Origin of the sequence: Psychrobacter sp. LV10R520-6 (assembly GCF_900182925.1) — a bacterium.
In the GTDB taxonomy this organism is placed as follows: Bacteria; Pseudomonadota; Gammaproteobacteria; order Pseudomonadales; family Moraxellaceae; genus Psychrobacter.
Genome location: NZ_LT900024.1, coordinates 3,079,681 through 3,106,283, shown reverse-complemented (window position 1 = coordinate 3,106,283; position 26,603 = coordinate 3,079,681). Strand labels below are relative to the sequence as shown.

Sequence of the window (26,603 nt, the reverse complement as noted above, 5' to 3'; positions counted from 1 at the left end):
TACGTATTATAATACTTAGCTTTCATTTAAAATAAACAAACAAGGATGAATAACGATGTCAAATGATGCAATTGTAATTATTAATGGCGCGCGTACGCCGATGGGTGGTTTTCAAGGCGTACTAAAAGACATGAGCGCTTCTGATTTAGGCGCAGCAGCCATTAAAGCAGCCGTTGCACGCTCTGGTGTCAGTGCCGATAGCGTTGATGAAGTCATTATGGGCTGTGTCTTAACCGCTGGTCTTGGTCAAGGTCCTGCCCGTCAAGCCATGCGTAAAGCCGGTTTGCTTGATGCAACAGGTGCGGTAACCATTAATAAGTTATGTGGTTCAGGTCTCAAAGCCGTCATGCAAGCACACGATGGCATCAAAGCCGGTAGCTTTAATGTGGCGGTTGCTGGTGGTATGGAATCTATGACCAATGCGCCGTATCTTATGCCAGGCGCGCGTACTGGATATCGTATGGGTCATAAAGAAGCCAAAGACCATATGTTCCTAGATGGTTTAGAAGATGCCGAAACCGGCAAATTAATGGGACAGTTTGCGCAAGATTTGGCAAATGAGAGAGGCTACACGCGCGAACAGATGGATGACTTCGCTATTGAATCACTCAATCGCACTCTAACAGCCATCAAAGACGGCCATTTCGAAACTGAGATTGAGCCGGTTACTTTTAGCACCCGTAAAGGCGAAAAAACGGTTGATACCGATGAAGAGCCCGGTCTTGCTAATGCTGAGCGTATCCCCACCCTACGTCCAGCCTTTGCAAAAGACGGCACTATCACAGCGGCCAATGCCAGCTCCATCTCAGATGGCGCAGCGGCTGTGGTCGTGATGAAAGAATCACAAGCCAAATCTGAAGGCTTAGAGTACCAAGCGCGCATCATTGCTACTGCCTCAAACTCACGTCATCCAAGCGAGTTTACCATCGCTCCGATTGGTGCCATTGAAAAAGTCTTAGCCAATGCTGGCTGGTCAGTTGAAGATGTGGATCTGTGGGAGATTAATGAAGCTTTTGCTATGGTCACTATGGTTACGATGGATGAGCTAAATATTGATCACGCTAAGGTCAATATCGAAGGTGGTGCTTGTGCCCTTGGTCATCCGATTGGCTGCTCTGGCGCGCGTATCTTAGTGACATTAATTAACTCACTACAGCGTACAGGTAGCAAAAAGGGCGTCGCTACCTTATGTATCGGCGGCGGTGAAGCGGTTGCGGTTGCTATTGAACTGGCTTAGTGCTTTGACTTAATGTAAGCCTTAATATAAGACTTAATACATAACGCGTTCTATCAAGACTTATTGGTTTGAGATAATTTAATATAGTTGAGTTACTTTAAAACGAATACAGTATGGCTGGGAGAAATTTTCGAAGCCTCTGGAGTGACGCAGTCGCACAGCAAGCTAGAAAAATTTTCCCGCTATACGAAATCATATGTGTATCCATTTTATTTGGTACTGACTACAGGTCTAAAATTATAAGTCTTTACCCTTCAAAAGTAAACATAACCGCATTGTCAGCATACAATGCGGTTTTTTTGTGTTTATAAATTAAAAATGTGTAAGAAACATTTATAAACATAAGAAAGCGTTAACTTATACCCAGACGATGTTGGGCTACTTACAGTCCATTACACGCATTTACGTCAGATGCACACTTTGCTACCTCCCTTATATATCTCATTTAAAAATCAGGTGTTACGATAATTATAAGTTGATGCAGCAGCGGCTAATTATAGTTATTAAATATCCTAACAATTATATTTTTCCTAACTGTAATGGTAAGAAATATCAGAATACCAAACTACTGCTAAGTGTTGAACAAGCTTTCAACATCGAGCTTTTGAAACCAGGCAATCAACGACATATTTACAATTAGCGTTAGTGTTTAGCGCTATTGTTTTGAGTTTTACTTTTAACCACTTACACATTTACTCATATAAAAGGAAGACAATAATGAGCCAACTGATTCGTTTACAAGACATCCAAGCTACCCATCGTGACCTAATCGGTGACGATTATTATGACCCAACAGGTAAAACTGCTTACGGCGTTAATGAAGAAAAAATCGGTAAGATTGATGGTGCTTTGGTAGAAGACACTACTGGCCGTATCCGTTATTTAATCGTAGATGCAGGCGGTTGGTTCAGCTCGAAAGAAGTGCTAGTACCCGCAGGTTTGGCTCGTATCGTTGGTGATGACGTGTTCTTCGATAGCTTAACCGAAGCACAAGCAGATGCCATGGAAGTATACGACCATGACTATCAGTACAGCTATAAAGAGCAGCACGAAAATGATCGTAAAGCGTTCGTTGCTGATTCTGTACCTGCTGAAGAACGTACGGAAATCACAGACACTCACTATGATGCACCGAATAAGCTTGAGCTGTTAGAAGAACGTCTAACCGTTAATAAAGACCGTATCGTAGCTGGTTTAGTAAAAGTCGGTAAGCATGCAGTAACAGAAGAGCGGAACGTAGATGTAGATTTAGAAGAAGAGCATGCTCATATTGAACGTACCAATGTAGACCGTCCAACAGATCACCATATCGGTGACGTTGATGGTAATGAGACTATCGAAGTTGAGCTAGAAGCTGAACGTGCGCGTGTTGCTAAAGAGACCTATGTCAAGGAAGAGGTAAACGTTGGTAAGACTACTGAACGTCATACCGAAACTATCGTTGAAACTATCCAGCGTGAAGAGTTAGATGTTGACCGTGATGGCAACGTTGTTGACAGGGAAGGCGAACTTGTAGACCGTGATGATATCACTGCCGATGATGTACGCCGCGCTCGTGGTATGTAATAAGCCAATCTGTCACTAACTTATGAAAATAGCTAAGTATGAAGGTGATAGTAACAAGCTGCTGAGTCTTTTGGCTCAGTAAATTAAGGCCAGAGCCCGTCTCTGGTCTTTTTTTATGTCAGCATGGACATGAATGCAATATATGCTATTGAATCTTTACTCTAACCTACTTTTTTAAATACCCTTTTTTAAATAGCCTTTTTTAGCTTCTTCAATCTTAATAATCTTCACTCTTAATAATAAGGAATAAAATCATGACTACTGATGATAATAACAATGACGCCAACCCTTCCCTGTCTCCTACTGATATTGCTAACACCAAAGCTGCCAAAATTTCTGACCTTAGTAGTGAGAATAAACTACCCGCACCTGAGGATGTGGCAGCCAGAGATACATCACTCGATAAACAAGGTAACGTCGGTAATATCGGCCACCTAGAGCTATTAGAAGAACGCCCTGTTGTTAATAAAGAGCGCTTGGATGTCGGTAAAGTGACTGTTACTAAGCACTCTCGTACCAAGACGATTGAGGTCCCTATTGAGCTGGTAGAAGAATATATCACCGTTCGAACTGACTATCATGACACTGAGAGTCAGGATTTATTATCGGGTAATTATGATGATAAGGACATATTGCGCCACGTTGAGCCATCACTAGACAGTAAGGCAGTCGTTACGATTAATGGTAAGCAAGTTGAGATTGGCGATGAGCCGGTTGAGATTATATTGTCGCGGCAAGTGGCTACCATTACCAAAGATACTTATGCGGTCCAAGAAGTCGAAGTCAACAAGACCACACATACTCATACGGACAGTATTGCAGTCGAGCTCAAACACGAAGAGCTTGAGGTCACAGAGGAAGGTTTTTTAGACCATGAAGCCGGACGCACTGATAAAAAATAAAGGGGTTTAAAACAACGATATTAAAATTGTACCGACTATAAAATATATAATTCGCTTTATTAGGTCTTATTACACTCATAAGTGTTGACGTTAGTTTCATCTGCACCCGCCATACGCATTACGCCAGTTGCACGGTCTTCATGGGCGACACGCCACTGGGTAAAGCCTTCACCGCCATCAAGCGCGGTTGCCACTTCAAACACTTCAGGATTACTGCCTTCATTGGTTTTAGTTAAAGTCAAAATCCCTTGGTCTGTTGCCAAAAAAACTTGGTTGGCTTCGTCTTTATAAGTCGCTTCAATTTTGAGCTCAAGTGCGCACAAATATGTCATCTGGGTCACGCCAGTATTTACCGTGGCAACCGTATCGTCTTGCACTTCATTCAACGAGGCATCTTCGGTAGTCACTGCCATATCATTAGGCTCAGCAGGCTCAGCTGACATAGGAGCGGACTGTTCAGCACTAATGCTGTCCCCTAGACTTGGCTCCGGTTCTTGCTGCTGTTGGCAAGCGCTAAGACTAATGGCGCTGGCCAGTAGACCGGTGACTAAGACAGAAGCTCGTAGTTGTTTTAATGGTCCTAGTTTCATATTCTTCTCCTATATTAAGATGCTAAATACTATAGCGTGTCCACATATTTACGCCTATGTTGAATTTGTAAGCGAGGACTACAAAAAAAGTCCCTCTCTACGAATAGAAAAGGACTTTTTTATATTTTACGAAGGGCCAACCGTTAGATTTTGCCGTGACACTGCTTATATTTAAGCGCAGAACCACAAGGACAAAGGGCGTTACGGCTAATATTCATACTGGCATAAGGGTTGGGTTCAGCATCAGCCCCATTCAAGCCCGCTGCTGCCACGCCGCCAGCAACATTGACCCGCATCTGACCATTGGCGCGTTCGCCTTGATTTTGATTGCGCGGTTCTGGTTGCGATTCACCAGCTAGGTTGTCAACGTCATTGTGCTCAAACTGCATTTGCATCTGTGCAGCATCCGAACGTTGCTGCGCTTCCAACGCTTCTAACTCTTCTTTGGTCGGAATATGGACACGTGATAAGTCTTGGACAGTCTCCGATTTAATCGCCCCGAGCATCATTTGGAACAGCTCAAACGACTCGCGCTTATATTCTTGCTCAGGGTTCTTTTGAGCATAGCCGCGCAAGTGAATGCCTTTACGCAGTTGATCCATTTGCGTTAAGTGATCTTTCCAGTGCTTATCGAGACTTTGTAGCATAAAGTGACGTTCAAGCTGAGCAGCATTTTGCTCCCCCATTTGCTCACGTCGTCCATGATAATGTTCAAGCGCGGTCTCAATAACTTTGGCGCGCAGTCCTTCTTCATCAAGGCGACGATCTCCATCCAGCCAATCATTGATCGGCATGGTTATTTTAAACTCACTTTCAAGTTCATCTTCCAGTCCATCGACATTCCACTGATCATCGACAGACCCTGGCGGGATAAACTGACTAATCATGGCGTTATAGACTTCATGATGCATGATTTTAATAGCTTCTAGCAAATCCATGTCAGCCAGCAAGTCATCACGCTGACCATAGATAACTTTACGTTGATCATTGGCCACGTCATCATATTTCAACAGGTTTTTACGGGCATCAAAGTCGCGGCTCTCAACTTTACCTTGAGCGTTTTCAATCGATTTTGACACCATTTTATGCTCAATGGCTTCATCTTCTGTGAGACCCATAGAGCGCATCATATTGACCACGCGATCACCGGCAAAGATACGCATCAAGTCATCTTCTAGCGATAAGAAGAAGCGTGACATGCCTGGATCGCCTTGACGTCCAGCACGACCGCGTAACTGGTTATCAATACGGCGAGATTCGTGACGCTCAGAGCCCACAATATGTAGTCCACCCGCATCAACCACTTGGTCATGCTTCACTTTCCATTGGACTCTTAAACGCTGCATTTCTTCCGGACCGACCGATTCCGGCTCTTCAATAAACGACTGCCAGTTACCACCAAGGATAATATCCGTACCACGGCCTGCCATGTTAGTCGCGATAGTAACCGATTTTGGGCTACCGGCCTGGGCGATGATTTCTGCTTCGCGTTCATGCTGCTTAGCATTTAGAACGTTATGCTTAACGCCTTCTTGATCCAGCAAGTACGACAACTCTTCGCTGGCTTCAATGGTTGCCGTACCGACCAGTACTGGCGCGCCTTTGGCCTGAATCTCTTTAATCTCGCGGATGATACCTTTATATTTACCCAGCTTGGTTAAAAAGATCTGATCATCCATATCGACCCGAGCAATCGGCTCATGAGTCGGAATCACAATCACATCTAGATCATAAGTGGATTTAAATTCTGCTGCTTCAGTATCGGCCGTACCCGTCATGCCTGATAGCTTGTTATAAAGCCGGAAGAAGTTCTGAAAAGTCGTGGTCGCTAAGGTTTGGTTCTCTGCTTGAATCTCAGCGTTTTCTTTGGCCTCTACTGCTTGATGCAGCCCTTCTGACCAGCGGCGACCAGGCATCGTACGTCCGGTGTTTTCATCAACGATGACCACTTCGCCTTCATCAACAATGTAATGGACGTTTTTAACAAACACATGATGAGCACGAATGGCCGCTTGTACGTGTGCTAATAGTGGCAGACGACTTGGGCTATATAAACTTTCATTTTCACCCAGCTCACCGACTTCGATTAAGAAGCGCTCGATTTTCTCATAGCCTTTTTCACTAATCTCAATCTGGCGGTTCTTTTCATCGATCCAGAAGTCTTCTTCTTCGTTATTCTTATTGGCTTCTTCATCTTTTGAGCGAATCAGCACCGGAATGATAGTATTAATCAGCGCATACATCCGTGACGAATCTTCGGCTTGCCCTGAGATAATCAATGGCGTTCGTGCTTCATCAATAAGGATGGAGTCAACCTCATCAATAATACAAAAATTCAGCGGACGCTGCTTTTTTTCAGCTAAGCTAAAGACCATATTATCGCGTAGATAATCAAAGCCATATTCGTTATTGGTACCATAGGTAATATCGGCCTGATAAGCATCCACTTTATCTTGCGGCGGCTGCTGCGAGTAAATAACCCCCACAGTCAGGCCTAAAAAGTTAAACAGCGGACGGTTCAAATCCGCATCACGGGCGGCCAAATAATCGTTGACGGTCACCAGATGAACGCCTTTACCGCTAATACCATTCAGATAAATAGCCAAGGTCGCCATTAAGGTTTTACCCTCACCAGTCTTCATTTCAGCGATTTTGCCTTCGTGCAAAGTGATACCACCGATTAGCTGCACGTCATAATGACGCATGCCCGTGATACGTAGCGATGCCTCGCGGCAGACGGCAAACGCTTCAGGCAACAGCGCATCTAAGCTATCGCCTTTTAGGAAACGCTCTTTAAACTCTACCGTTTTTTGTTGCAACTGCTCATCAGACAGGGCTTGCACGCCAGCCTCTTGTGCGTTGATCTTAGTGACCGCCTTGCGCATGCGCTTGAGTTCTCGATCATTTTTGGTACCAACCACACTGCCTACAATCTTTGATAACATAATTTTTAACCTATGGAAATATTCGATAATCAGCACAAAGTCATTAAAGGCCAGCCTGCCGCCTTTTTATCACTCGACTAAGTATCACCCAATTAAGTGTGTCGTCATTATATATGGTTATGACGCTGATGGATACAAGGGTAAATGGCAGATATTTGCCCACGTCAAAACGTGGTTAGTCATGTTAAAATAGAGCTTATCTTGCCATTACTTTACGCGACTCTCAACTTAATAGGGGCTATCGTAGGCTGGCGCTTTTAGCCCAGCCAATCGTAACAATTTGCCAAAAACGCTGGGCTAAAGCCACAGCCTACGCCAAATAATCATAGTCAGTTCAAAAATAAGAAAGAGTCACTTGTAGCAACGTGCTACTGGTATAAATTTTTCTAGCTTGCTGTGCGCAAGCGTGACAGAGGCTGCAAAAAATTCATACCAGTAGCACTGTGTCGTTTTTAAATTAGATTAACTACTTACATAGTGAATAAATATAATAAATGTGAGTCATAAACTTGCGTAACTGGTGAAAATTTCCTAGCTTACTGTGTGACTGCGTCACTTTTCGAGGCTTCGAAAATTTCTCCCAGTCACGCTGTAGCCATTTTATAAATAACCTTCTTATTTAAGCGTAATTAATCAAAAAAACCTATTAAGCCCCGACTTATGAGAGACCGTGCATGACTGCTAAGCCTTCTGTTCAGAATAACTCTTTATCCAATAATAGCTCGTCAATCAATGCGTCAGCCAATACCGAATCTGAAAAACTGACTATAGGCGATGCTGTCTATTATTTGGCTGACCATACCCCGATGATGGTGCAATACCTAACTATGAAAGCCAACTATCCACAGGCGTTACTGCTGTATCGGATGGGCGACTTTTATGAGTTATTTTTTGATGATGCTAAGCGTGCCGCCCAACTATTAGACATTACCCTTACTCGCCGTGGTACCGATAAAGCGGGCAACACTATTGCGATGGCAGGCGTGCCGTTTCATGCGGCGGACAGCTATATGGCGCGACTGATTGCCGCTGGGCAAACCGTGGTGGTTTGTGAGCAAATTGATGAGTCGGCTGATGGCACTACTAATACGCCAATCATGGGCGAGAAAAGTAAGAAAGACAGCAAGGTTAATAACGTTAATAACAACGATAAAAATACAGGCAGCAAAGCCAAACCGGCCACTATCATGCGCCGTGAAGTGGTCAAAACCCTTACCGCAGGCACCATTACCGATGATGCACTTATCGCGCCCAATCATACGCCCACTGTGGTTGCTATTGATATTTCAATTCCTAAAGCCAACAGCAATCAGCCGTTACAAGCGGCGGTCAGTCAAATGGACTTGGCAGCAGGGACCTTAATCACCCAAACACTGAGTGCTGATAGCAATACCCGTTCCGACAACATAGATGACTTACAAGCACAAATGCTGACCGTATTGGCACGCTTTGCGCCCAGTGAATGTATCGTTAGCGAAGCCCTTAATGACCACAGCGGTGAGGAATGGCTACTATGGCTACGCAGTCGTCTCGACTGCCCCATTATCGAAGTAGCAGCAACCGACTTTCACCGTGACCATGCGACCGCAACGCTATGCCAACAGTTTGGGGTGCAGCGCCTTGATGGCTTAGGTATTGCGGATGCACCACTGGCTCAATCCAGCTGTGCCGCACTTATTCATTACGCTCGCCAAACCCAGCAGCGTCATGTACCGCAATTGAATCAGCTTATTGTCGAAAATAGTGACGACTATCTGATCATTGATGCCAACAGTCAGCAGAACCTTGAGCTATTTACCCCAGTCAGTGCCAACGGTACCTCGCTAATATCGGTGTTGAATCACTGCAAAACCCCCATGGGACGGCGATTATTAGTTCAGCAAATGAAGCGTCCGTTACGTCAACATGCGCGTATCAATCAGCGGTTAGATGCGATATCGAGTCTATTAGCAGCAGACAATACTGCTGACCAGGCTAATAAAGCCAACAATGCAAAATCTACGTTGGTAACAGATCTGCGTGAGACCCTGCATACTATCGGTGATGTTGAGCGTATTAGCAGCCGTATCGGCCTGATGAGCGCCAAGCCACGTGACCTACGCAAGCTTGCCGATGGGATTGCCAGTAGCGGGCATCTCACTACCTTACTGACCGAATCCGGTATTCAGTCTGAACATACTGGCTTATTAGCGATGCTGATGCAGCAATTGCCCGCACAGTTACCGAGCGTGCAAGCGGTGGCTGACTTGATTGAAAGCGCTATTATTATAGAGCCGCCCGCGCATATTCGTGATGGTGGTATGCTGGCAGCCGGTTTCGACGATGATCTAGATCGCCTCACCCATTTACATGACAATATCCAAGCAACGCTGGATGAAATGGTAGAACGTACTCGGCAAGCGCATCAATTGCCAAGCCTAAAAGTGGGCTTTAACAAAGTCAGTGGTTTTTACTTTGAGCTGCCAAAAATGCAAGCCAAAAATGCGCCCAACCATTTTATCCGTCGGCAAACGCTGAAGAGTAGCGAACGCTTTATCACTGATGAATTAAAAGACGTCGAAACCGAATATCTGAGTGCACAAACCTTAGCGCTGGCTCGAGAAAAACAGCTGTATCAAGAATTGCTCACCACTCTGAGCAGCCACTTGGCTGAGCTACAACAACTGAGCGCTGCTATCGCGCAGATAGATGTGCTTAGCAACTGGGCCCAGCTCGCCATTACTTATCACTGGCAGCGTCCGGTAATGACCAGTGACTTAATAGGCAGTGACTTATCAAATGAAAATAACAATAACAATAACAATAACAATATCTTAAATAATGCAGACACCAATAAAGACCATAACGCCCAGCAAAATCAATTTAATTTTCAAAACCAATTGCAGAGCCCATTGCAAAGCCTGTCTCATAGTCAAACCAGTATCGACATCAGCGCGGGTCGCCACGTGGTCGTTGAAGCGGCTTTAAATCCAACGAATCATAGCAATCCTGAACACGCCAGCCAGTTTGTTGCCAATGACTGTCAAATCGGTAGCAGCGACCATCCTGAACGGTTATTGATGATTACCGGCCCTAATATGGGTGGCAAGTCTACTTATATGCGCCAGACCGCTCTAATTGTGCTACTCGCCCATTGTGGTAGCTTCGTGCCAGCAGCGCGCGCACATATCGGTGATATTGACCGTATTTTTACTCGTATTGGCTCAGCTGATGATTTAGCCGGTGGCAAATCGACTTTTATGGTGGAAATGATTGAGACCGCCAACATTCTTAATCAGGCCACTGACAAATCATTAGTGCTGATGGATGAAGTCGGACGCGGCACTTCTACCACTGACGGGCTAGCCATTGCCCATGCTTGTGTCAATCGGCTACTAGAGATTGGTTGCCTGACCTTATTTGCCACTCATTATTTTGAGCTGACACAATTGGCACGTAGTAAGGATAGCAACGATAACGGTATCCGTAACGTACACGTGGCAGCTAGTGATATTGATGGGCAGCTACTGCTGCTGCATCAAATTCGAGATGGCGCCGCAAGCTCCAGTTTTGGACTGCATGTGGCCAAAATGGCCGGTATTCCTAGCGCGGTGTTAGAGGATGCCAAGCGCTATCTGGCCGATACGCTTAAGGCAGATGCTAGAACTGATGACAAAATTGACTTAGCTAAGTCAACAACGGATGAACACCAGCACGCTTATACCAACGATGCACGCGAAACGACCACTAACGTCAGCGCCCAAGCAAAGGAATGGGCTAATAATGTGCAACAAAAACAAATGCTTAGCTTGTATGATAAACTTAACGACATTGACCCTGACAGCTTATCGCCCAAGCAAGCCCATGATTTGCTGTATAACCTTAGGCAACTCATTAATCGTTAAAGAGGTTTGTTAAATGAACGCAAAAGCGCTAAAATACGCCTTATTTTCAATCTATTTTATTCATACGCCGAACCAATAACAGGTAGCCATCGCCATGACCTTTGTCGTTACAGATAACTGCATCCTTTGCAAACACACTGACTGTGTGGAAGTCTGCCCTGTGGACTGCTTTTATGAAGGACCCAACTTCTTAGTCATCGATCCTGATGAGTGCATCGACTGCGCGCTATGCGAGCCCGAATGCCCTGCCAATGCGATATTTTCTGAAGATGAAGTGCCGAAAGGGCAAGAGATATACACTGAGCTCAACGAAGAGCTGGCACAAAAGTGGCCGAACATCACTGAAGTGAAAGAAAGCTTGCCGGATTCTGAAAAGTGGGATGGTGTTGAGGGTAAAATTCAGTATTTGGAGAAGTAAGCAAAAACTGATACTTTTTAACTGATATTATTTAAAATGATCTTATATAGGCTGTGGCTTTTAGCCCAGCCTTTTTGTTTATCCAAATACTAACTTTAATGCGTATCTCGTAGGCTGTGGCTTTAGCCCAGCATTATTAACTTTGCATAATTTTGCTGGGCAGAATGCCCAGCCTACATCAATCACCTAGCCTTTTTCGTTTTTCATCATTGCGCTGAACGGTTCGTAGGCTGCGGCTTTAGCCCAGCATGGTATTATTAATATGGTTCTGCTGGGCAAAATGTCCAACCCACGCTCGAAAAAGACTTAAGCTCTTCTGATAATGGAGCGATATAAGATGACTATGACTACTCGCACTTACACGCCTATTGCTTCGACAGCTGCCAAACGCCATCTGCAAGGCTTATTGGACAGTGTCAATAGGCCTGACGAGTATCGCAGGCACATGACAGCGCTTGGTGAGCTGCTCGCCTCTTATACCGCTACCCTATTGCCTCATCAGTCATCTAGGCAGACGCTGATTATCTCAACTGCTGAAGATGCCGACTTTTTGCAGCGCGGTGTGGCAAACGTTTTACATGACCAAAACATACCTACTAAGCTTGCTGTCTTTTGGAACCACCATTATCAGTTGCCCAATCGGACGAGTGTTGCGCCTATTGTTCATAAATTTATCCAGTCAGGATATGAGACCGCTACCAATATCATCATAGTTAAGTCGGTAATGTCAGGCAGTTGTGTGGTTCGCACCAATTTGATTGAGATGCTAGAAAACATAAAAAATATTGAGAATATATTTATCTTGACGCCTGTGGCTCACACGCAGTCGGAAAAAAAGTTGAAAGCTGAATTTCCGAATGCTATCTCGGATAAATTTAGATTTATATGTTTTGCGATAGATGATGAGCGTAGCGAAGCCGGTGAAGTAATCCCCGGTATCGGTGGACAAGTCTATGAATTGTTAGGACTTGATGATCAGCCGGTGCTAACCGCTTATATGCCGCATGTGGTAGAACAATTGGCTTTTGCAGATATTTGATAACGCTAAATGCCTCGTAGGCTGTGGCTTTAGCCCAGCATTATTAACTTTGCATAATTTTGCTGGGCAGAATGCCCAGCCTACATCAATCACCTAGCCTTTTTCGTTTTTCATCATTGCGCTGAACGGTTCGTAGGCTGCGGCTTTAGCCCAGCATTTTAAACTCTATAAATTTTAGCTAGTTAATTCGTAGGCTACAGTTTTGATCCAGCATTTTGTCAAACTTACATTACTTGGCTGGGCAAGATGCCCAGCCTACAAAAGACACCCAACCTTTTCAATTTGATGCCATTCCGTTAAATGGCTCGTAGGCTGTGGCTTTAGCCCAGCATTATGATATTGCAAAGTTTTGAGCTGGGCTAAAGCCGCAGCCTACGCGTGCAACACTCGCTACCTAGCCAACGCCTACAAACTCTCAATAGATCGATAATAATATCTATCCAGTCTTGGTAGATCATCGGTATGTACCTTTTGACTTTTATTAAAAAACTCCGCTTGAGCCAGATTTTGACTGCCCGGACAGGCAAAATTGCATAGCATAATATTTTGCAAATCTGTACTGTCATTCCTCGTAAGTACATAGGCGCTATCACCAAAAACCTCATGCCAGTTTTTAAAGAGTGTTTGAGTATAGCCATGCTCTTTGATTGGCTGTCCTATTATATTTGCCATGATATATTTGCTGTTTTTTTTAAACTGAGTGAGGGCTTCAAGGGTGTATAAATTACTGGCGACATAGCGACCTTGAAAAGCTAAGCATATGGTTAATAGACAAAGCCAAGGCCTATAACCCAGCGGTATTAAATAAGTCTTTTGTGACACAGCATGCACCTAATGCACTAAGAGGTAAAAAGCTAAACTTCTTACTTGATGACTTAGAAAGCATGGGACATATTAGGTTAGAGAGTGAGGGCCGTAAACGCCTAGTTTATGTTAATCCTAAGCTTATTATTGATTAGCGACCAGTAAAAGCCGCTAAACTTGCTAAGCTAACCTACACGCCATAGAAACAAGGGGATAGAACCAACTTTAGCGGATTATTAGAGGGATAAAAGTGTATTGGTAGGCGTTTATCGTCTGCCTTTTTTGTGTCTGCAGCAATTAAAGCATTTTTTTACATAGGTATAATTTAATCCATGATATAATTAAGGTTATAAACTACCTAATGATTTAGATAACAATTAGAGATCATCATGCCAGCCATTGCTATTACTCGCAGCCTTAGCGACTATTCAAAGATTAATATTTCAACTTATAACAATCAGCTGAAACAAGCAGCCGAACCTTTTTTAGATCTTAGTTACCAATATCGTGGTAAGCCTTAAGCCACAGATTAGAGACGTTAATGCCGATGCTGTGCAGTCGATGAGCGAGCTGTCAAACGATGAGCACACAAGGGCTATAACTTATGAGTAAGATAACGATTAATGACTTAATAAACGAATTAGATGATGCAAGGCAGACAGCCAAAGAGAACGGGCAAGCGTCTGCTATGGTGGCATCAATACTAGCTAAGGCTAAATTACTAGGACTTGATAGAGCAGACAGCGAGCATGATAACGAACCACAGCCAGTACAAATAATAGTTAATGTTAAGAACGCTCGCAAGGCTGACAAGTAGTAACTAAATTTGCTAAATAATTACACTACCCCATGGCTACCAGTAGTCAAAAAATAAAGCTAATGGCTACCAAAACGGCTACCAAGTGAAGTTAAATATATATTAATATCAACTAAAACAATAACTTAAGACAATAAAAAAGACCATCCGTAGATGTTGATGATATTAACTGGTCAGCGGTCATTATAGGTGCCACTGAAACCTCGATTGAGCGTCCAAAAAAAACCAAGGTGACTATTACAGCGGAAAAAGAAAGCAACACACCTTAAAAGCACAAGTTATTGTGCATTGGCAAACAGGTTTAATACTAGATGTTCAAACTTCTAAAGGTTCGGTACATGATTTTAGCCTTTACAAACAGACTTGTCCTGATTGGTTATCTAACAACACCAGCTACTTAGCAGACAGTGGATATCAAGGTATAGCCAAGCGCCATGACCAAACATTCACACCTTTTAAAAAACCAAAAGGGGGCAAGTTATTAGACTATTGCAAACAAGTGAATCAATATTTAGCTAAGCTCCGTATTTTAGTTGAGCACAAAATAGGTTTGATTAAGCTCTTTGAAATCGTTGCCCAACGATACCGCAATCGTCGTCAGCGTTATTATTTGAGAATGAAGCTATTTGCAGGTGTGGTTAATTTCGAACTTAATCCATGACTTTTGCAAGAGGTCTAAGAGCAATGTCCTTCCCCCTTCTTTAATTATATTACTTTTGTCTACTATTAGTATTAGTATACCATCCACGAGATAAAAGATTTCTGAAGGAATAAACATAATGAATATTCATGACCTTTCTGAATATCAGCTTTATAAATTAAAATCTCTGGATCCCAGCCTAAGTCCAGATTGGCGTGAAGTAATACAAAATATCCTTCCAGAGTTAGATAAAGAGAGTCAAGATAGTGTGCACAAAAACATACTAGCACCTCGAGGTATCTATCTCAATGCCAATGAAGAACTAATACACAAACGTCCTGCCACTTTAAAAAAAACTAGGGAAGATATTCAAACTCATAATAATGATTTAATTGCCATAGCATCAGACATGTCCAAAATCATTGATTCACGCTTTGAGTATTATGATGCTATACAACTTGCTGATGAAATTGAAGCAATATTTGGTTGCTTAGATAACTTAGACATGCGCAATATGCTATATGAGCATAAAAATCGTAAAAGAATACGAATAGCTTTTTTATATGACTTAGCACAATGGATAGACACTGTTAAATTAAAAGTCTCCCCTAGTTTTCGCAAACTGGACTCCCATATGATTAAATCATACCTAAAGGAGGTCTTTATTAAGCAGAAAATACAAGGTCAAGACTTCCGGAAGTGGGATTCATCAGACGTAAGTTTTCAAGAATTTACTTATCTACCCTCTTTCATCAGAAATGAGGGGAAAGATAGAGATTTTTTGGTTGTAGAAGGACAAAAATACTGGTTTTTAATTGGAAGTACGGATGAAATTGGTAAGAATCCTTATTCTTTTCGACGGTTTCTTCATGAAGATAGCAGTGGCAATAGTGTTGAAAAGTACGTCTATCTGACACATGTTGTTATCAAAAAAGAGGATATGCATGATTCACAATATCTATCCCATGCTTCTCATGCTATGAGTCGGTTTTACACGCTTGATCGAAGGACACCCGATACACTTCTGAGTTTCATTAATGAAATCCAAAATCTACGTAAGAGATATTTAAAACCCTTACTAAAAGAACGTCTAGAACAAGTTGGTGGCTCTACAGAAGCCATTATAAAAGAACGAATGATAACTTACGAAAAGCAAGTTTCGGTATTAATACTTCAAAAAATACCCAGAATTCAAACCCTACTTCATAACAAAGATGATCAAGACTATCTATCCTATCATTTGGATAAATTATTTAAGCAAATGATAGAGAGTGTTCAGGATTTTAGATTACAACCTTTAGTCATGTATTCTAACAGTAGTGAAATGTTGTTAATTAAATTAATGGCACTAAGAAAGTTACTGACTAAATCTCATGACTTTATTTTTTCTCAAGAGTTAAGTATAGAGAAACGTTCAGAAGTTATGGGTAACCCACTCCTCATGATTCAAGAAGAATCACATGATGCTAAAGTATCTATAAAAGAAGCTGAAGGACTAGAAGATGAACTCAGCAATTACTTTGCAGTCAAAGAAAAAGGAAAATTTTGGAAAAAAATTGCATTGGGGAGAAGGCCTAGATATACGGTAGAGGATCTTAATAAAGAGAAGTTACTCCTTAAAAAAGAAGTTTTTAGATCGATTGTGCGCATGGCTAAATCTCAAAACAAAGGTATGGTATACATAGAATTCGAATGTGATGAAATTATAAATAAAAACTATAGGCATTATGCATTAGCAGATGGACAACTAGGCATCAGCCGTCTACCAAGGGTATTACGACTATCTGAAGACAAAAGAGAATTTGATATCGAATCCATAAGACAGGTGGTAAACCATAATATTTTTGAAGCGAATCAACTATGGCATATAGAATATAAAAGCTAACCTCGATAACTATTTAAGTTCTCTCTTAAGCTGTTTTTTCGATGGGCTCCAGGTTTGGGAAAGTCCCAAACCTGACTGTTGTTATAATCTAAGCTTTATCGTCAATCAATATATCTGCAGGCTCATGTATTGGACCTCTTGCAAAAGTCATGGACTACATCATGACGATGACTTTTGCAAGAGGTCTATTTATCATAATATATGTAGTAATAACTTTCATTCAACAAAAACCCTTAAAGTGCTTTAGTAAGATGCTCATATAGCAGCAGCTTAACGCCATCACTGCCCTGTTGTGCATTATTTGGTGTGCCATTACTTAATAATGCCACAACGCCCCCTTGCTCATCGATAGCCACTAAGGACGATAGCCCCAATAGATTGCCATCTCGATAAAATACTGTTGCAGACTGCGCTGTGGGTTGATAAGGAAACATCGCATAGCCATAGCACGCTCTAAATTGGCTTTTATCACAGGGCATATCCGTATCCAACGATAAAATATTGGGCTCAGGTTTAGCGGCCATGGCCTTAACCTGATAGGCAAGGTCGATCGCATTACCTGACAGTCCAGCAGCCGAGGCCAACCCCTCATAATCAAAGGCGGTATAAATATCACCAACACCCGTAATGCCGGTCTCAACATAATTATAAGATACCTCATCAGGCATCGCAGCGTTTGAGATAAAGCGTAAGCTGCTATCAGCAAAGTTATACTGCTGCGCTATCACCTCTTTATAAGGCATATCATCATGCAGTTGACTGATAACTTCACCCAATAGACAATAGCCCAGATTGGAATAGCTGGTCTTAGTATCAGGGATAAACCCAAGCTTAATCTCGTTAAGTCCTTTTAAATTATCGGGGCAAATAGCCTGCCCAATACCGAACATATCATGCCCAAACACACTATAACGATTAAAGCCTGCGCGGTGCAGTAATAACTGCCGGATAGTAATGTTATTAACATTAGGGTCTTTGGGCGCATCAATTTCAGTGATGATGTCAGACAGCTTGGTATCTAGCGATAGCCTGTCATCCTTGATAAGGGCTAAAATCGCATCCGCTGTCCATAACTTAGTGACGCTCGCATAGCGAAAGCGGGTCGTATCCGTGATAGCAGCAGACAGCAGCGGATACTGGCCTATATAACCATTTTCGCAGTGATGTAGCTGACCTTGCGGACTAATATAAGCAATTTGATTGGCTGGGGCATTATTATCGCGACTTTGCATGGTCAAAACATCCGTAAGCCATGACGGACTGTCCTCACTACAGCTTATCGTAGCCACCGCTAGTTCTGCACGGACGGGATAAGTCTGTAGCCACAATAGATTGCGTGCTAACGGATTGACATAATAATAGCCCGCTATGACAAAGACAGTCATTATTAACAGCACAATGATCAGATCGAAGACTTTAAGGTTCTGAAACATATCTGTTTGCTTATCAGCATATAGAGTGAGTATTGAGAATATGATAGCAAAAAATAAACCAAGCAAATGCTTGGCTTATCATCAACTCAATAAAAGCAATTACATTAACTGTTTGTGTTTAGTGTTTCACACTAATAGCAGTCAAAGCGGTAACGGTTTTGCAGCCTGTAGGAATAAATTTAGACTCTGAAATAGTAGTTTCACAAGCCCATTCACCAGCATTTGCGGCAGTTTTAACAGCGGCAGTAGCAGCAGCAGCAGCAGCAGGGTTACGATGCCACTGCATTGTCTTACCGCTTAATACAGATGAAGAACCAGTACCAAACATACCTGAAACTGTGGCGCTACCATCGATAGCATAGATGATTACAGAAGGTCTACTATTAGTGAGAGCAGGAACTGCTATACCGTTACCCGTATATATTTGCGCCCCCATCAAGCTAGTAGCCGGGACGGCAAATGCACATTCGTTAGTATCAAATAGGCATATATCAACCATAATTTTTAAACTACCAAGTTCAGCCATTAGACGAGTCGACTGCGCCTTAGACACATAGTTCTGATACTGAGGAACCGCAATCGCTGCCAAGATACCAATAATAGCAACAATAATCATTAGCTCGATTAGGGTAAAGCCTTTTTGATTATTCATAAATATTCTCTTATAATTAATTGATAAATTTGTACTGTAATAATAACAGCTCATTAATAACACTATAGTTTATGCAATTATATTATTCAAATCTTAAGCTTTAATCAAAACATTGATTAGTTAATGAGTTATCGAAATGAGAATGTTTTAAAGGTTGTGATAATATAGGCGATATCAGGTTACCAATAGTTGTCTAGTACTGTATATAATATGTAATGCATATATTATGCCACTATTGCCCATACTTTTGTTTTATAATTGATAGAACCGCCAAACATGATATTTGATCTTTTTTAGTTAATGTACCAAAAGAAACTTTCAGCCTATTCTAATTACTCAAATAGATTAAAATAATCGATAACCATATTCCCAAAATCGTGGCGGTGTCATCATCATATCAGTAGTAAATAAATGAGCTTGTACACTTAAGTAAATAAACCAAATTGCTATTATTACGTATATTGTCAAGGCAACCATACATTTTGGATAAGAAACTATAGCTGTACTTTGATTGAAATATTGAGAGTGAGAAAATTCCGGATTTTTTAATAGAAACACGAATAGCCATAATAGTGCCATTTGTGTGACTGGATAAATATGTATTCCTGAAAGCGATAGATCAATACTCACTGCTAAAAGAGCAGCGACAACGAAGTAGTTTTTTTTCAAGTGCCAACCAATATTTTTGGCTATCTTAAACATTATAAAGGCCAAGAAACCAAAGCCTATAAGCCCTGTTTCTGTCAATACTTGGATAAATAAATTATGCGGATGGGCAGCTATATGTTGATATTTATCTAACTGGTAAAATCCACATCCAAATAGTGGATGTTGCGACCAGCATTGAAAAGCATTTATCCATAATTCATAGCGATCATTTCTAGTACTTCTCATTATCCGTAGGCTTGTGGAAGCAACGTTGATACTTGCGATATAACTAATCATGACATAGGCTAACCATGACGTAGCATAGACTAAAATAAGCTGCCATCGAACACGAGGGTATAATATACTTATTGTGGCAATAAACACTGTGTATGATAGCGTAGCGGAACGTCCGCCATCTAACAAAACAGCTAAAAATGCCAAAAGTAAATATAATAGATAGTAATAGCGATATTTTTTTTCTGTTATATAGAACCACGTTGCGAAAATAGAAATGACAAGGAAATAGCTGTTATAAACGCGAATATTCCAGAACTCTGGATACCAGTTAGAATGATAAATACCAGTATTGATATAGTCATATAAGGACAAGGGCAATAATAAAAATAAAGATAAACTAGATAATACAATCAGCTTAGTCAGTAAAAGTTGATAATTCAAAATGTGAAAACTTTTGTACAATAGATAAACCAACAGCATATCTGTAATCACAAACAAAGGCTGTTGCCAAAATAAACTGGAAATAATGATATAAGAAAAGAAGAGTAGCTCTAACCTTGTGACATAATATTGGTGATAAAACCATGCCCATATTACTAGTGATGATAGCAATGTGATCTGAATGATTCTAAATTCGTTATAAGAATGAAAACTAACACCTATAGTCATTCCAAATATAAACAACCAAAAATATAGACCTATCAATAGCTCTTTGTTAAGTAAAAGTTTTATAATTTTGATAGATACTTGTAGATTACTCTGTTTTTCTAAAGACTCTTCTCTATTCATAATAATATTTAACCAATATTTAAGGTATAAAAAAGCCAAACTTTACGTTTGGCTTTTAATCATTAACTTGTAGATAATAAGTATATTAGCTAGAAGAACAAGATTTAGGTAAGTATTTCTGATCGATTATGGTGCCTCCAGTTGAAGTACATTTAAAATCAAAAGTAGTAGGATCAGTTGTAAGAACAGGTGGTGTTAGAATAATTTGTCCACCAGCGATGTTAGCGTTTACAATGCCTGCAGCTTCCATAGTTACAGTAATAACGCCATTTGCACCAACAGTTGAATTAGCGTAGGTACCATTTGCTTCTAAGTCAGTAAGTGATGGGACTGTCTCTGCACCGGGATAAATGCCATTAATTTGTGCATATCCTGAGATAGCGGTTTTCTGTCCAGCAGTTAAAGCAAAGGCTTCAGCAACTTGCGAGCGAGCGATATAGTTCTGATAAGCAGGAATAGCAATCGCTGCTAGAATACCGATAATAGCAACAACGATCATTAGTTCGATTAGGGTAAAACCTTTTTGAGCGTTCATAAGAACTCCTTGGGGATAAAATAACGACAGTATCATAAACGCTCATTGGCGTATTGGCAACTGTCTGCCAGTTTTGAATATCAGTCGAGGTTAATTATTTAACCTTCTGACTGGTTTGTTGTTATTGTTGCAGATAATGTGCCAACTTTTTAGTATTATTGGGTGATTTCTTAATAGATAAGCGTTGTAACCTTTAACTTAAGAGTTCTATTAGATTTTTATACCATTAAAAGCGGCGATTAGTACAGGACCACTCTACTTGAGTACCTATTAAGACAGTATTTATTTTTTTTAGTAATTGTCCATGATAATAATTTCTGTTTATTAATCAATGTTGCTTGTTCGTTGCTGATAATTGTCACTTTAGGTAAGTTACTCGCGCTTATTGTAAGCTTGGCTGACATTTTTTGTCAGGCGTTATTTAAGTATGATAGCTGAAGATTAGTTCCAGTTATTGCCGGTGCAAGGAGTCACGGTTGTTCGACATTTAACACCTAGATAACTCAAAGTGAGATTACCATCATCTACCATCTGTGTGCCAGTTTTGGGCGTGGCAGTGATGGTCCATTCGGAAGTCAGCGGGTCAGGCGTAAAACTGACATTATAAAGGGGATTCTGCTTTGGATAGTCGCCGCCCAATCCTGTGACTAAGGTATTGCTATATTTACCTTGCGTTAGTTTTTGACTTTGGATTTCGGTAGCGATATTATGCATCTCGCTCATCATATCGATGCGCTTAGATTTGATAACGTATTGCTGATAATTTGGGTAAGCAAAAGCGGCTAGTATGCCGATAATAGCGACCACAACTATCATTTCAACAAGGGTAAAGCCGCGTCTACTATTTATATTTAAACTGCTCATATTTAAAATATTTGCTGTCATTATTACCATGCCTTGGTCTTGTTACCACAATCTACTGATTTGATGGTGATATTAGTCTCAGTCGTCATACACTTGACCCCAGAACTGGTGAGCATAAGCTTATTACCATACTTAATATAACGATCAGGATTGGGTACTGCAAACATCTTCCACGTTCTACCGGTGACATTATCAACGTCTGCAGCTGATACTAGACTTGTAGGTGTTGTGGTATCTCCATCGACTAAGGTAATACGATAAGTGTAGTCATCATCGCTATCTAAAGGCACGTTAATAACGGTGTTATCTGTGCCTGTATCTGCATAGCTATAAGTCGCACTACCGTCTTGTTCAATTTGCTGCGGTACAAAACCTTTGTAAGTCAATGCACTCGAACGCCAACGCTCAAGCTCTATCTGTAGCTGTAGCATCTTAGCTTGAGTCTCACTTTCGGCATTGAGGACTGTATAACGCTGATAGCTGGGGAAGGCAAAAGCGACAAGGATGCCGATAATCATTACCACAACCATCAACTCAATAAGTGTAAAGCCTTGCTGTGTTTTTACAGTATTAGACTGAGGCGTTAAGCACTTACTGCGCCGTTTTAAATTTGCACCTAATAGAGCAGTCGATATATTACGATGACTACTCATCGACTACCTCCGCAGTTTGCTCATACCAGCGTGTATTAAATAGTCGATAGCTTAAACTGGTCACTTCGCCACCACCGGAGCCGCTGCCGCCTAGTTTGTTTGGGTTGCTTGTGCCTGCGCAGCTACCACCAGGACATACCGTATCGAGTTTTGCACCATTTGCTGTCAAGTCTCTACCGGCATCATAGTTGATACGATCATCAGCCTTCACAAGCTCAGTAAGGGTTTGAGTGCCTAACAGAATGCGGGTCGTTGGGTCTTTCGGGTCAAAAGCACCAAATGCCAGCTCTTGAATACCTTTACCTGCCCTTACAAAGCCGCCTGTGCCATTTATAGATTTGTCCTCTTCACAAATACCATAAGGTAGACAATACATCTGACGCTCTGACCCGCCCACAACTTGAGCCGCACAGCCACTAACCTCATCGTACTGCATCTCTGGGCTATAAGCGGTCATGTAATACACACCACCAATGGCTAAGCCATCTCCCATAGATTTGACGTTTTTAATGTTATTAAAACCATCAAACAAGTTCAAAGGATATACCCAACCTTGTTTGGTGGCGGCGTTGGGTCTCATTGCTGCTGTTACGCTACTTTTGCTACCCATAGAGGCTTTATTATAAGGCAGCTTAGTCAGATTATTTAAAGTCAATCCTTGAGTCGTTAATGACACGGCGGCATCTTTTCCATATAAGCCTTGTTTGGCGATATCACGGTCTATAATACCGAACAGGCGATCTGCTTCTTTTGGGATATCATTACGCAGCCGTGACAGTGGATTACTTCTATCACCCGATGCGATATTGACTACTGCAAACAGTACACCTGAATCTTGATGAAAGCTGACTGAAGGCTGACCATAAAAACGCGGTTGTAAGCCACGATCTAATAGGGACTGAGCTATATCGCCACTATCATCGTCACCGCTGACATTTAATACCCGTACCACGCGGCGGGTAAAATTATTGATACCGGTACTACCACTAACTGCCTGCCCATTACGTAAGTCCACGCGAAAGACCTGACCGCCTAAGTCCCCAAAATAAAGATGATCAATCATGCCATCATCATCACGATCTAAAGTTGTGATTTTACCCACTACGCTATGCTTCATCTCAGGTACTTGGATATGTTTACCAGACGCCCCTGATGTACGTCCTGAAATAGACCACAATACATTACCGGTCTTGGCATCAGAGATGTAGACCGCATTGCCGTCTGCCATTGTTTTATCACAGTCTGCAAACTCATTATCATTAGCATTGAGACGGAATGTAGGATCTTCATAACATTCATCATAACCACCACCAAAGACAATCACGTCTTTAATACTATTTCTGCCGCTACCAATTTGTATTTTGCCAGTGACCGGTTCACTCCAAGCCAGTCCTAATGCGCGATAGTCACCGGTTGCATCAAGGCTAAATAACATTTTTGGTTTATCTAATTCACTAACATCGAGACCATATAAACCTTTGCCCCCTTGACGCAGTCCACCGTACACATATAATTCTTCAGCGATAATTTCACCGGATGAGTTGGCGTTCGTGTTGCTAAAGTCGTACTTGTAAGTGCCTTTTGTCGCCCATGGTGCATCGACACCAAATACTGGCGCATTCGCTATGGTACTGCCCGGCTGTAGAGCTGCCATTTGGTTTTGTAAGATAGTTTTTGGGATAAAGGCGAAGCTTTCTTGACCGGTTTCAGCAGAAGCAATATGTAGCGCGCCCTCCATAGAACCAAACATGACATAGTCTTTACGATCTGCGTCATTGTTGGCTACCATACCAGCATCGGCATCCACAACACCATCGTCATCAGTGTCTTTGTCGGTTGCATTAATATTTGCGCCGTAAGTTACCAAGGTTGGTCGTGAATGTATCACGCCGCCTAGTACTTTTATATCACCTGGGGGCGTGGCAATAATAGTCTCCAATGCTTGTTGGACGCCACTTTCTTCGTCGTCAATACGCTCCGCTTCAGCTGGGGTTGGACTGGCATCGTAGCCTAAGAAGCTGAGTAGGTATAATTTGGTTAATGTGGTATATGAATCGTCAAGCTTATCAAAGCCCACTAACTTACCATCGACTACCTCTACCTTTACCAAGGCATTTTTACCAGTCAGATTACTTTCAAGATACACATCACGTGTGCTGTTATCAGTTTCGTTAGGGGCTTTAAGCTGGGCATAGAACCCACCTGCCGTGATTCTATCGTTTACATTGATACTATCACCAGCAGTATTGACTATAGTCGCGTTTTCTTTACTCCAGATATCTTGAGCATCTGGGTTTAAGTCATCAGGGAATCCATCTTCATCATTATCGACATACAGTCTATTGTTATCTTGACCGTATAGTGTCCCTTGATTGACATTATACTTTTTTAGATTACCCGCCCATATGGATAAGTCACTACCGACCTTGGGCTCTAACATCGGTAAATAAGCATAGGGCTTTACGCTCAAGCTGCTTAAAGGGTCTTGCGGAATGGTAATGGTACCGGCAGGCGTACTGGGTAGATCCGCTTCCAAGTCCTGTATGACAGACAAGACACTACCGACGATGTCTTTGGTATCCTTAGCAAAATAAAACCCGCCTTGCCCATAGCCACCAACATTGTCATATTTGCCGGATTCCATTCCTAAGTTGCAGGCATTACGAGCATCAGGATTAGCACTAGCTGAAATTTGTGAACAATTATAATATTTTTTATTATATTTATAGGCATTACCGGCACTATCCTTAAACTTATCAATTGTGCGCTCTACTGAAGTATAGTTGGCAGGCTGATCGACAGTATTAAACGCGGCACCGAAACCTACCATTGCCGTTTGTACTTGACGCTTCGTCCGTAATTGTTTGGCAAACTCGCCCATACACTGCCATTGGCCTTCTGAACTATCGCCCTGTAGTAGCCCACCTGAACTGGGGCAGGAAAGACTTGAGGTGTTTAATGCTGTGCCCATCATGTTTTTTAACACATCCTGTCTATCCATGGCATTTGGAAAACCATCCGTTAGTAGATAGACGCCTCTAGCACCACATTCTTGGGTCTCTGGCGCGATATATGTATCATTCTTTACGATGGCACTGTCAGATGTCGATAACATACCGCTAAAATAATTAGATGAGTAACCACCCGCTGAACTATTACCTAACATGTAGGCACCAGCCTCAGTAAATGCTGTAGACATAGGTGTGCCACCAGAGCCGTCTAAGCCCTTTAAAAAAGTATGAATCTTATTTTTCTGGGTGGTATCCAAAGGTTTAGCGGCTACTCTGATTTGACCTTGATAGCGGTTATATCCAAACGCCCCAACACCCATGATGATATCTTCATTTACATTCTCAAAAGCAAGCAGCTCTAGGATAGCCAACTTAAGCGTAGACATACGGTCATAATATTTTTCTCCATTAAAAACACAGGAATCAAAAGTCACTCCTTTCCCAGTCTCTGTTTCGGTTTCTATATACGGTGAGTAGCCTACTACTTGATTATTAAAGTTCTTGACTACACAAGGTTGGTTATTTCTACCTATTAAATCACCAAGCGTATATTTGCTATCGTCCCACCCTTCTTTTCTATAGCCATTTGGAATATCCCTACTGTTAGGTTCACTAAGATAATATTCATAGGAAGCATAATCTTCACACTTACGGTTGTTGTTCCTACTTGTTGAACATATTCTATATAAATATTTTTTTGAATAACTTGGGAGTCCCGGAATATCCTCAGAAAAACTATAATCGCCTCTCATACTTCCCGACTTATCGAGCATTAAGGTCAAAGTAGGTTTGTTGGACTCAACACTCGCCTGATAGATGGTCAAGTCGCCAAGTTTGTTATGGCTTTTATTACCAAAGCCATCATAGCTAGTCCCTGCGTGGATAGTGACTGAAGATGCCATCAAAGCACAAATAGCAAGAGTAATAGCGGTCGGACGAAACTGCCGTAATAATGACGGGTTAACTCGAATATTTTTCATAGAGGCTCTCGCTATACTTAGTATATGGATTTGACTGGACTGCGGACTTATCAAGGAGACTATGTTGACTATCA

At 41.8% G+C, this 26,603-nt stretch carries 18 protein-coding genes and 1 pseudogene; 9 read left to right on the top strand and 10 right to left on the bottom strand.

Translation table 11 applies throughout. The features are described from left to right. Window positions 1-55: 55 nt before the first annotated feature. The 3 genes from U1P77_RS13045 (at window position 56) to U1P77_RS13035 (ending at window position 3,705) form a co-directional block, all read left to right on the top strand. Window positions 56-1,237, top strand: coding sequence for a thiolase family protein (locus U1P77_RS13045; protein ID WP_321155384.1), 1,182 nt, complete (start codon window positions 56-58; stop codon window positions 1,235-1,237). 717 nt (window positions 1,238-1,954) lie between these two features. Continuing rightward, window positions 1,955-2,803 (top strand): DUF2382 domain-containing protein, encoded by an 849-nt coding sequence (locus U1P77_RS13040; RefSeq protein WP_321155383.1) that lies wholly within the window; start codon window positions 1,955-1,957, stop codon window positions 2,801-2,803. A gap of 254 nt (window positions 2,804-3,057) precedes the next feature. Then, window positions 3,058-3,705: a YsnF/AvaK domain-containing protein gene (locus U1P77_RS13035; RefSeq protein WP_321155382.1), complete on the top strand. Its 648-nt coding sequence runs from the start codon at window positions 3,058-3,060 to the stop codon at window positions 3,703-3,705. A 59-nt stretch (window positions 3,706-3,764) separates the two neighbouring features. Here the strand turns inward: U1P77_RS13035 and U1P77_RS13030 are convergent, their stop codons facing one another. Both U1P77_RS13030 and secA read right to left on the bottom strand, forming a co-directional pair. Continuing rightward, window positions 3,765-4,295, bottom strand: coding sequence for a hypothetical protein (locus tag U1P77_RS13030; RefSeq protein WP_321155381.1), 531 nt, complete (start codon window positions 4,293-4,295; stop codon window positions 3,765-3,767). A 143-nt stretch (window positions 4,296-4,438) separates the two neighbouring features. Beyond that, window positions 4,439-7,240: a preprotein translocase subunit SecA gene (secA, locus tag U1P77_RS13025; protein ID WP_321155380.1), complete on the bottom strand. Its 2,802-nt coding sequence runs from the start codon at window positions 7,238-7,240 to the stop codon at window positions 4,439-4,441. Window positions 7,241-7,914: 674 nt separating this feature from the next. On the opposite strand from secA, the gene mutS reads away from it, so the two are divergent. From mutS to U1P77_RS13010, 3 genes are all read left to right on the top strand, one after another. After that, window positions 7,915-11,124, top strand: a complete 3,210-nt coding sequence (mutS, locus tag U1P77_RS13020) for a DNA mismatch repair protein MutS (RefSeq protein WP_321155379.1) — start codon at window positions 7,915-7,917, stop codon at window positions 11,122-11,124. 94 nt (window positions 11,125-11,218) lie between these two features. Beyond that, window positions 11,219-11,542, top strand: coding sequence for a ferredoxin FdxA (gene fdxA, locus U1P77_RS13015; RefSeq protein ID WP_321155378.1), 324 nt, complete (start codon window positions 11,219-11,221; stop codon window positions 11,540-11,542). Window positions 11,543-11,879: 337 nt separating this feature from the next. After that, window positions 11,880-12,581: a hypothetical protein gene (locus tag U1P77_RS13010; protein ID WP_321155377.1), complete on the top strand. Its 702-nt coding sequence runs from the start codon at window positions 11,880-11,882 to the stop codon at window positions 12,579-12,581. 405 nt (window positions 12,582-12,986) lie between these two features. Here U1P77_RS13010 and U1P77_RS13005 read toward each other — a convergent pair whose 3' ends face one another. Beyond that, complete coding sequence (locus U1P77_RS13005) at window positions 12,987-13,403, bottom strand: hypothetical protein (protein WP_321155376.1); 417 nt, start codon at window positions 13,401-13,403, stop codon at window positions 12,987-12,989. Between the two features lie 586 nt (window positions 13,404-13,989). Here U1P77_RS13005 and U1P77_RS13000 point away from each other — a divergent pair. The 3 genes and pseudogenes from U1P77_RS13000 (at window position 13,990) to U1P77_RS12990 (ending at window position 16,727) form a co-directional block, all read left to right on the top strand. Further along, a complete protein-coding gene (locus U1P77_RS13000; RefSeq protein WP_321155375.1) occupies window positions 13,990-14,202 on the top strand; it encodes a hypothetical protein in 213 nt (70 codons plus the stop codon). A 229-nt stretch (window positions 14,203-14,431) separates the two neighbouring features. Next, window positions 14,432-14,863 (top strand): annotated as a pseudogene (locus tag U1P77_RS12995) (transposase family protein); the annotation flags it as partial. A gap of 118 nt (window positions 14,864-14,981) precedes the next feature. Continuing rightward, window positions 14,982-16,727 (top strand): hypothetical protein, encoded by a 1,746-nt coding sequence (locus U1P77_RS12990; protein WP_321155374.1) that lies wholly within the window; start codon window positions 14,982-14,984, stop codon window positions 16,725-16,727. Between the two features lie 233 nt (window positions 16,728-16,960). Here U1P77_RS12990 and U1P77_RS12985 read toward each other — a convergent pair whose 3' ends face one another. From U1P77_RS12985 to U1P77_RS12955, 7 genes are all read right to left on the bottom strand, one after another. Next, complete coding sequence (locus U1P77_RS12985) at window positions 16,961-18,160, bottom strand: serine hydrolase domain-containing protein (RefSeq protein ID WP_321155373.1); 1,200 nt, start codon at window positions 18,158-18,160, stop codon at window positions 16,961-16,963. 118 nt (window positions 18,161-18,278) lie between these two features. Continuing rightward, the gene (locus tag U1P77_RS12980) at window positions 18,279-18,812 is read right to left on the bottom strand and encodes a pilin (RefSeq protein WP_321155372.1); all 534 of its coding nucleotides are present in this window, start codon (window positions 18,810-18,812) and stop codon (window positions 18,279-18,281) included. A gap of 345 nt (window positions 18,813-19,157) precedes the next feature. Further along, a complete protein-coding gene (locus U1P77_RS12975; RefSeq protein WP_321155371.1) occupies window positions 19,158-20,486 on the bottom strand; it encodes an O-linking oligosaccharyltransferase TfpM in 1,329 nt (442 codons plus the stop codon). A gap of 85 nt (window positions 20,487-20,571) precedes the next feature. Continuing rightward, the gene (locus U1P77_RS12970) at window positions 20,572-21,021 is read right to left on the bottom strand and encodes a pilin (RefSeq protein ID WP_321155370.1); all 450 of its coding nucleotides are present in this window, start codon (window positions 21,019-21,021) and stop codon (window positions 20,572-20,574) included. Between the two features lie 441 nt (window positions 21,022-21,462). Beyond that, window positions 21,463-21,906: a type IV pilin protein gene (locus tag U1P77_RS12965; protein ID WP_321155369.1), complete on the bottom strand. Its 444-nt coding sequence runs from the start codon at window positions 21,904-21,906 to the stop codon at window positions 21,463-21,465. A 2-nt stretch (window positions 21,907-21,908) separates the two neighbouring features. Further along, a complete protein-coding gene (locus U1P77_RS12960; RefSeq protein WP_321155368.1) occupies window positions 21,909-22,538 on the bottom strand; it encodes a type IV pilin protein in 630 nt (209 codons plus the stop codon). Next, the gene (locus tag U1P77_RS12955; RefSeq protein WP_321155367.1) at window positions 22,531-26,529 is read right to left on the bottom strand and encodes a PilC/PilY family type IV pilus protein; all 3,999 of its coding nucleotides are present in this window, start codon (window positions 26,527-26,529) and stop codon (window positions 22,531-22,533) included. The genes U1P77_RS12960 and U1P77_RS12955 overlap by 8 nt, the downstream gene beginning before the upstream one ends. Window positions 26,530-26,603: the final 74 nt, after the last annotated feature.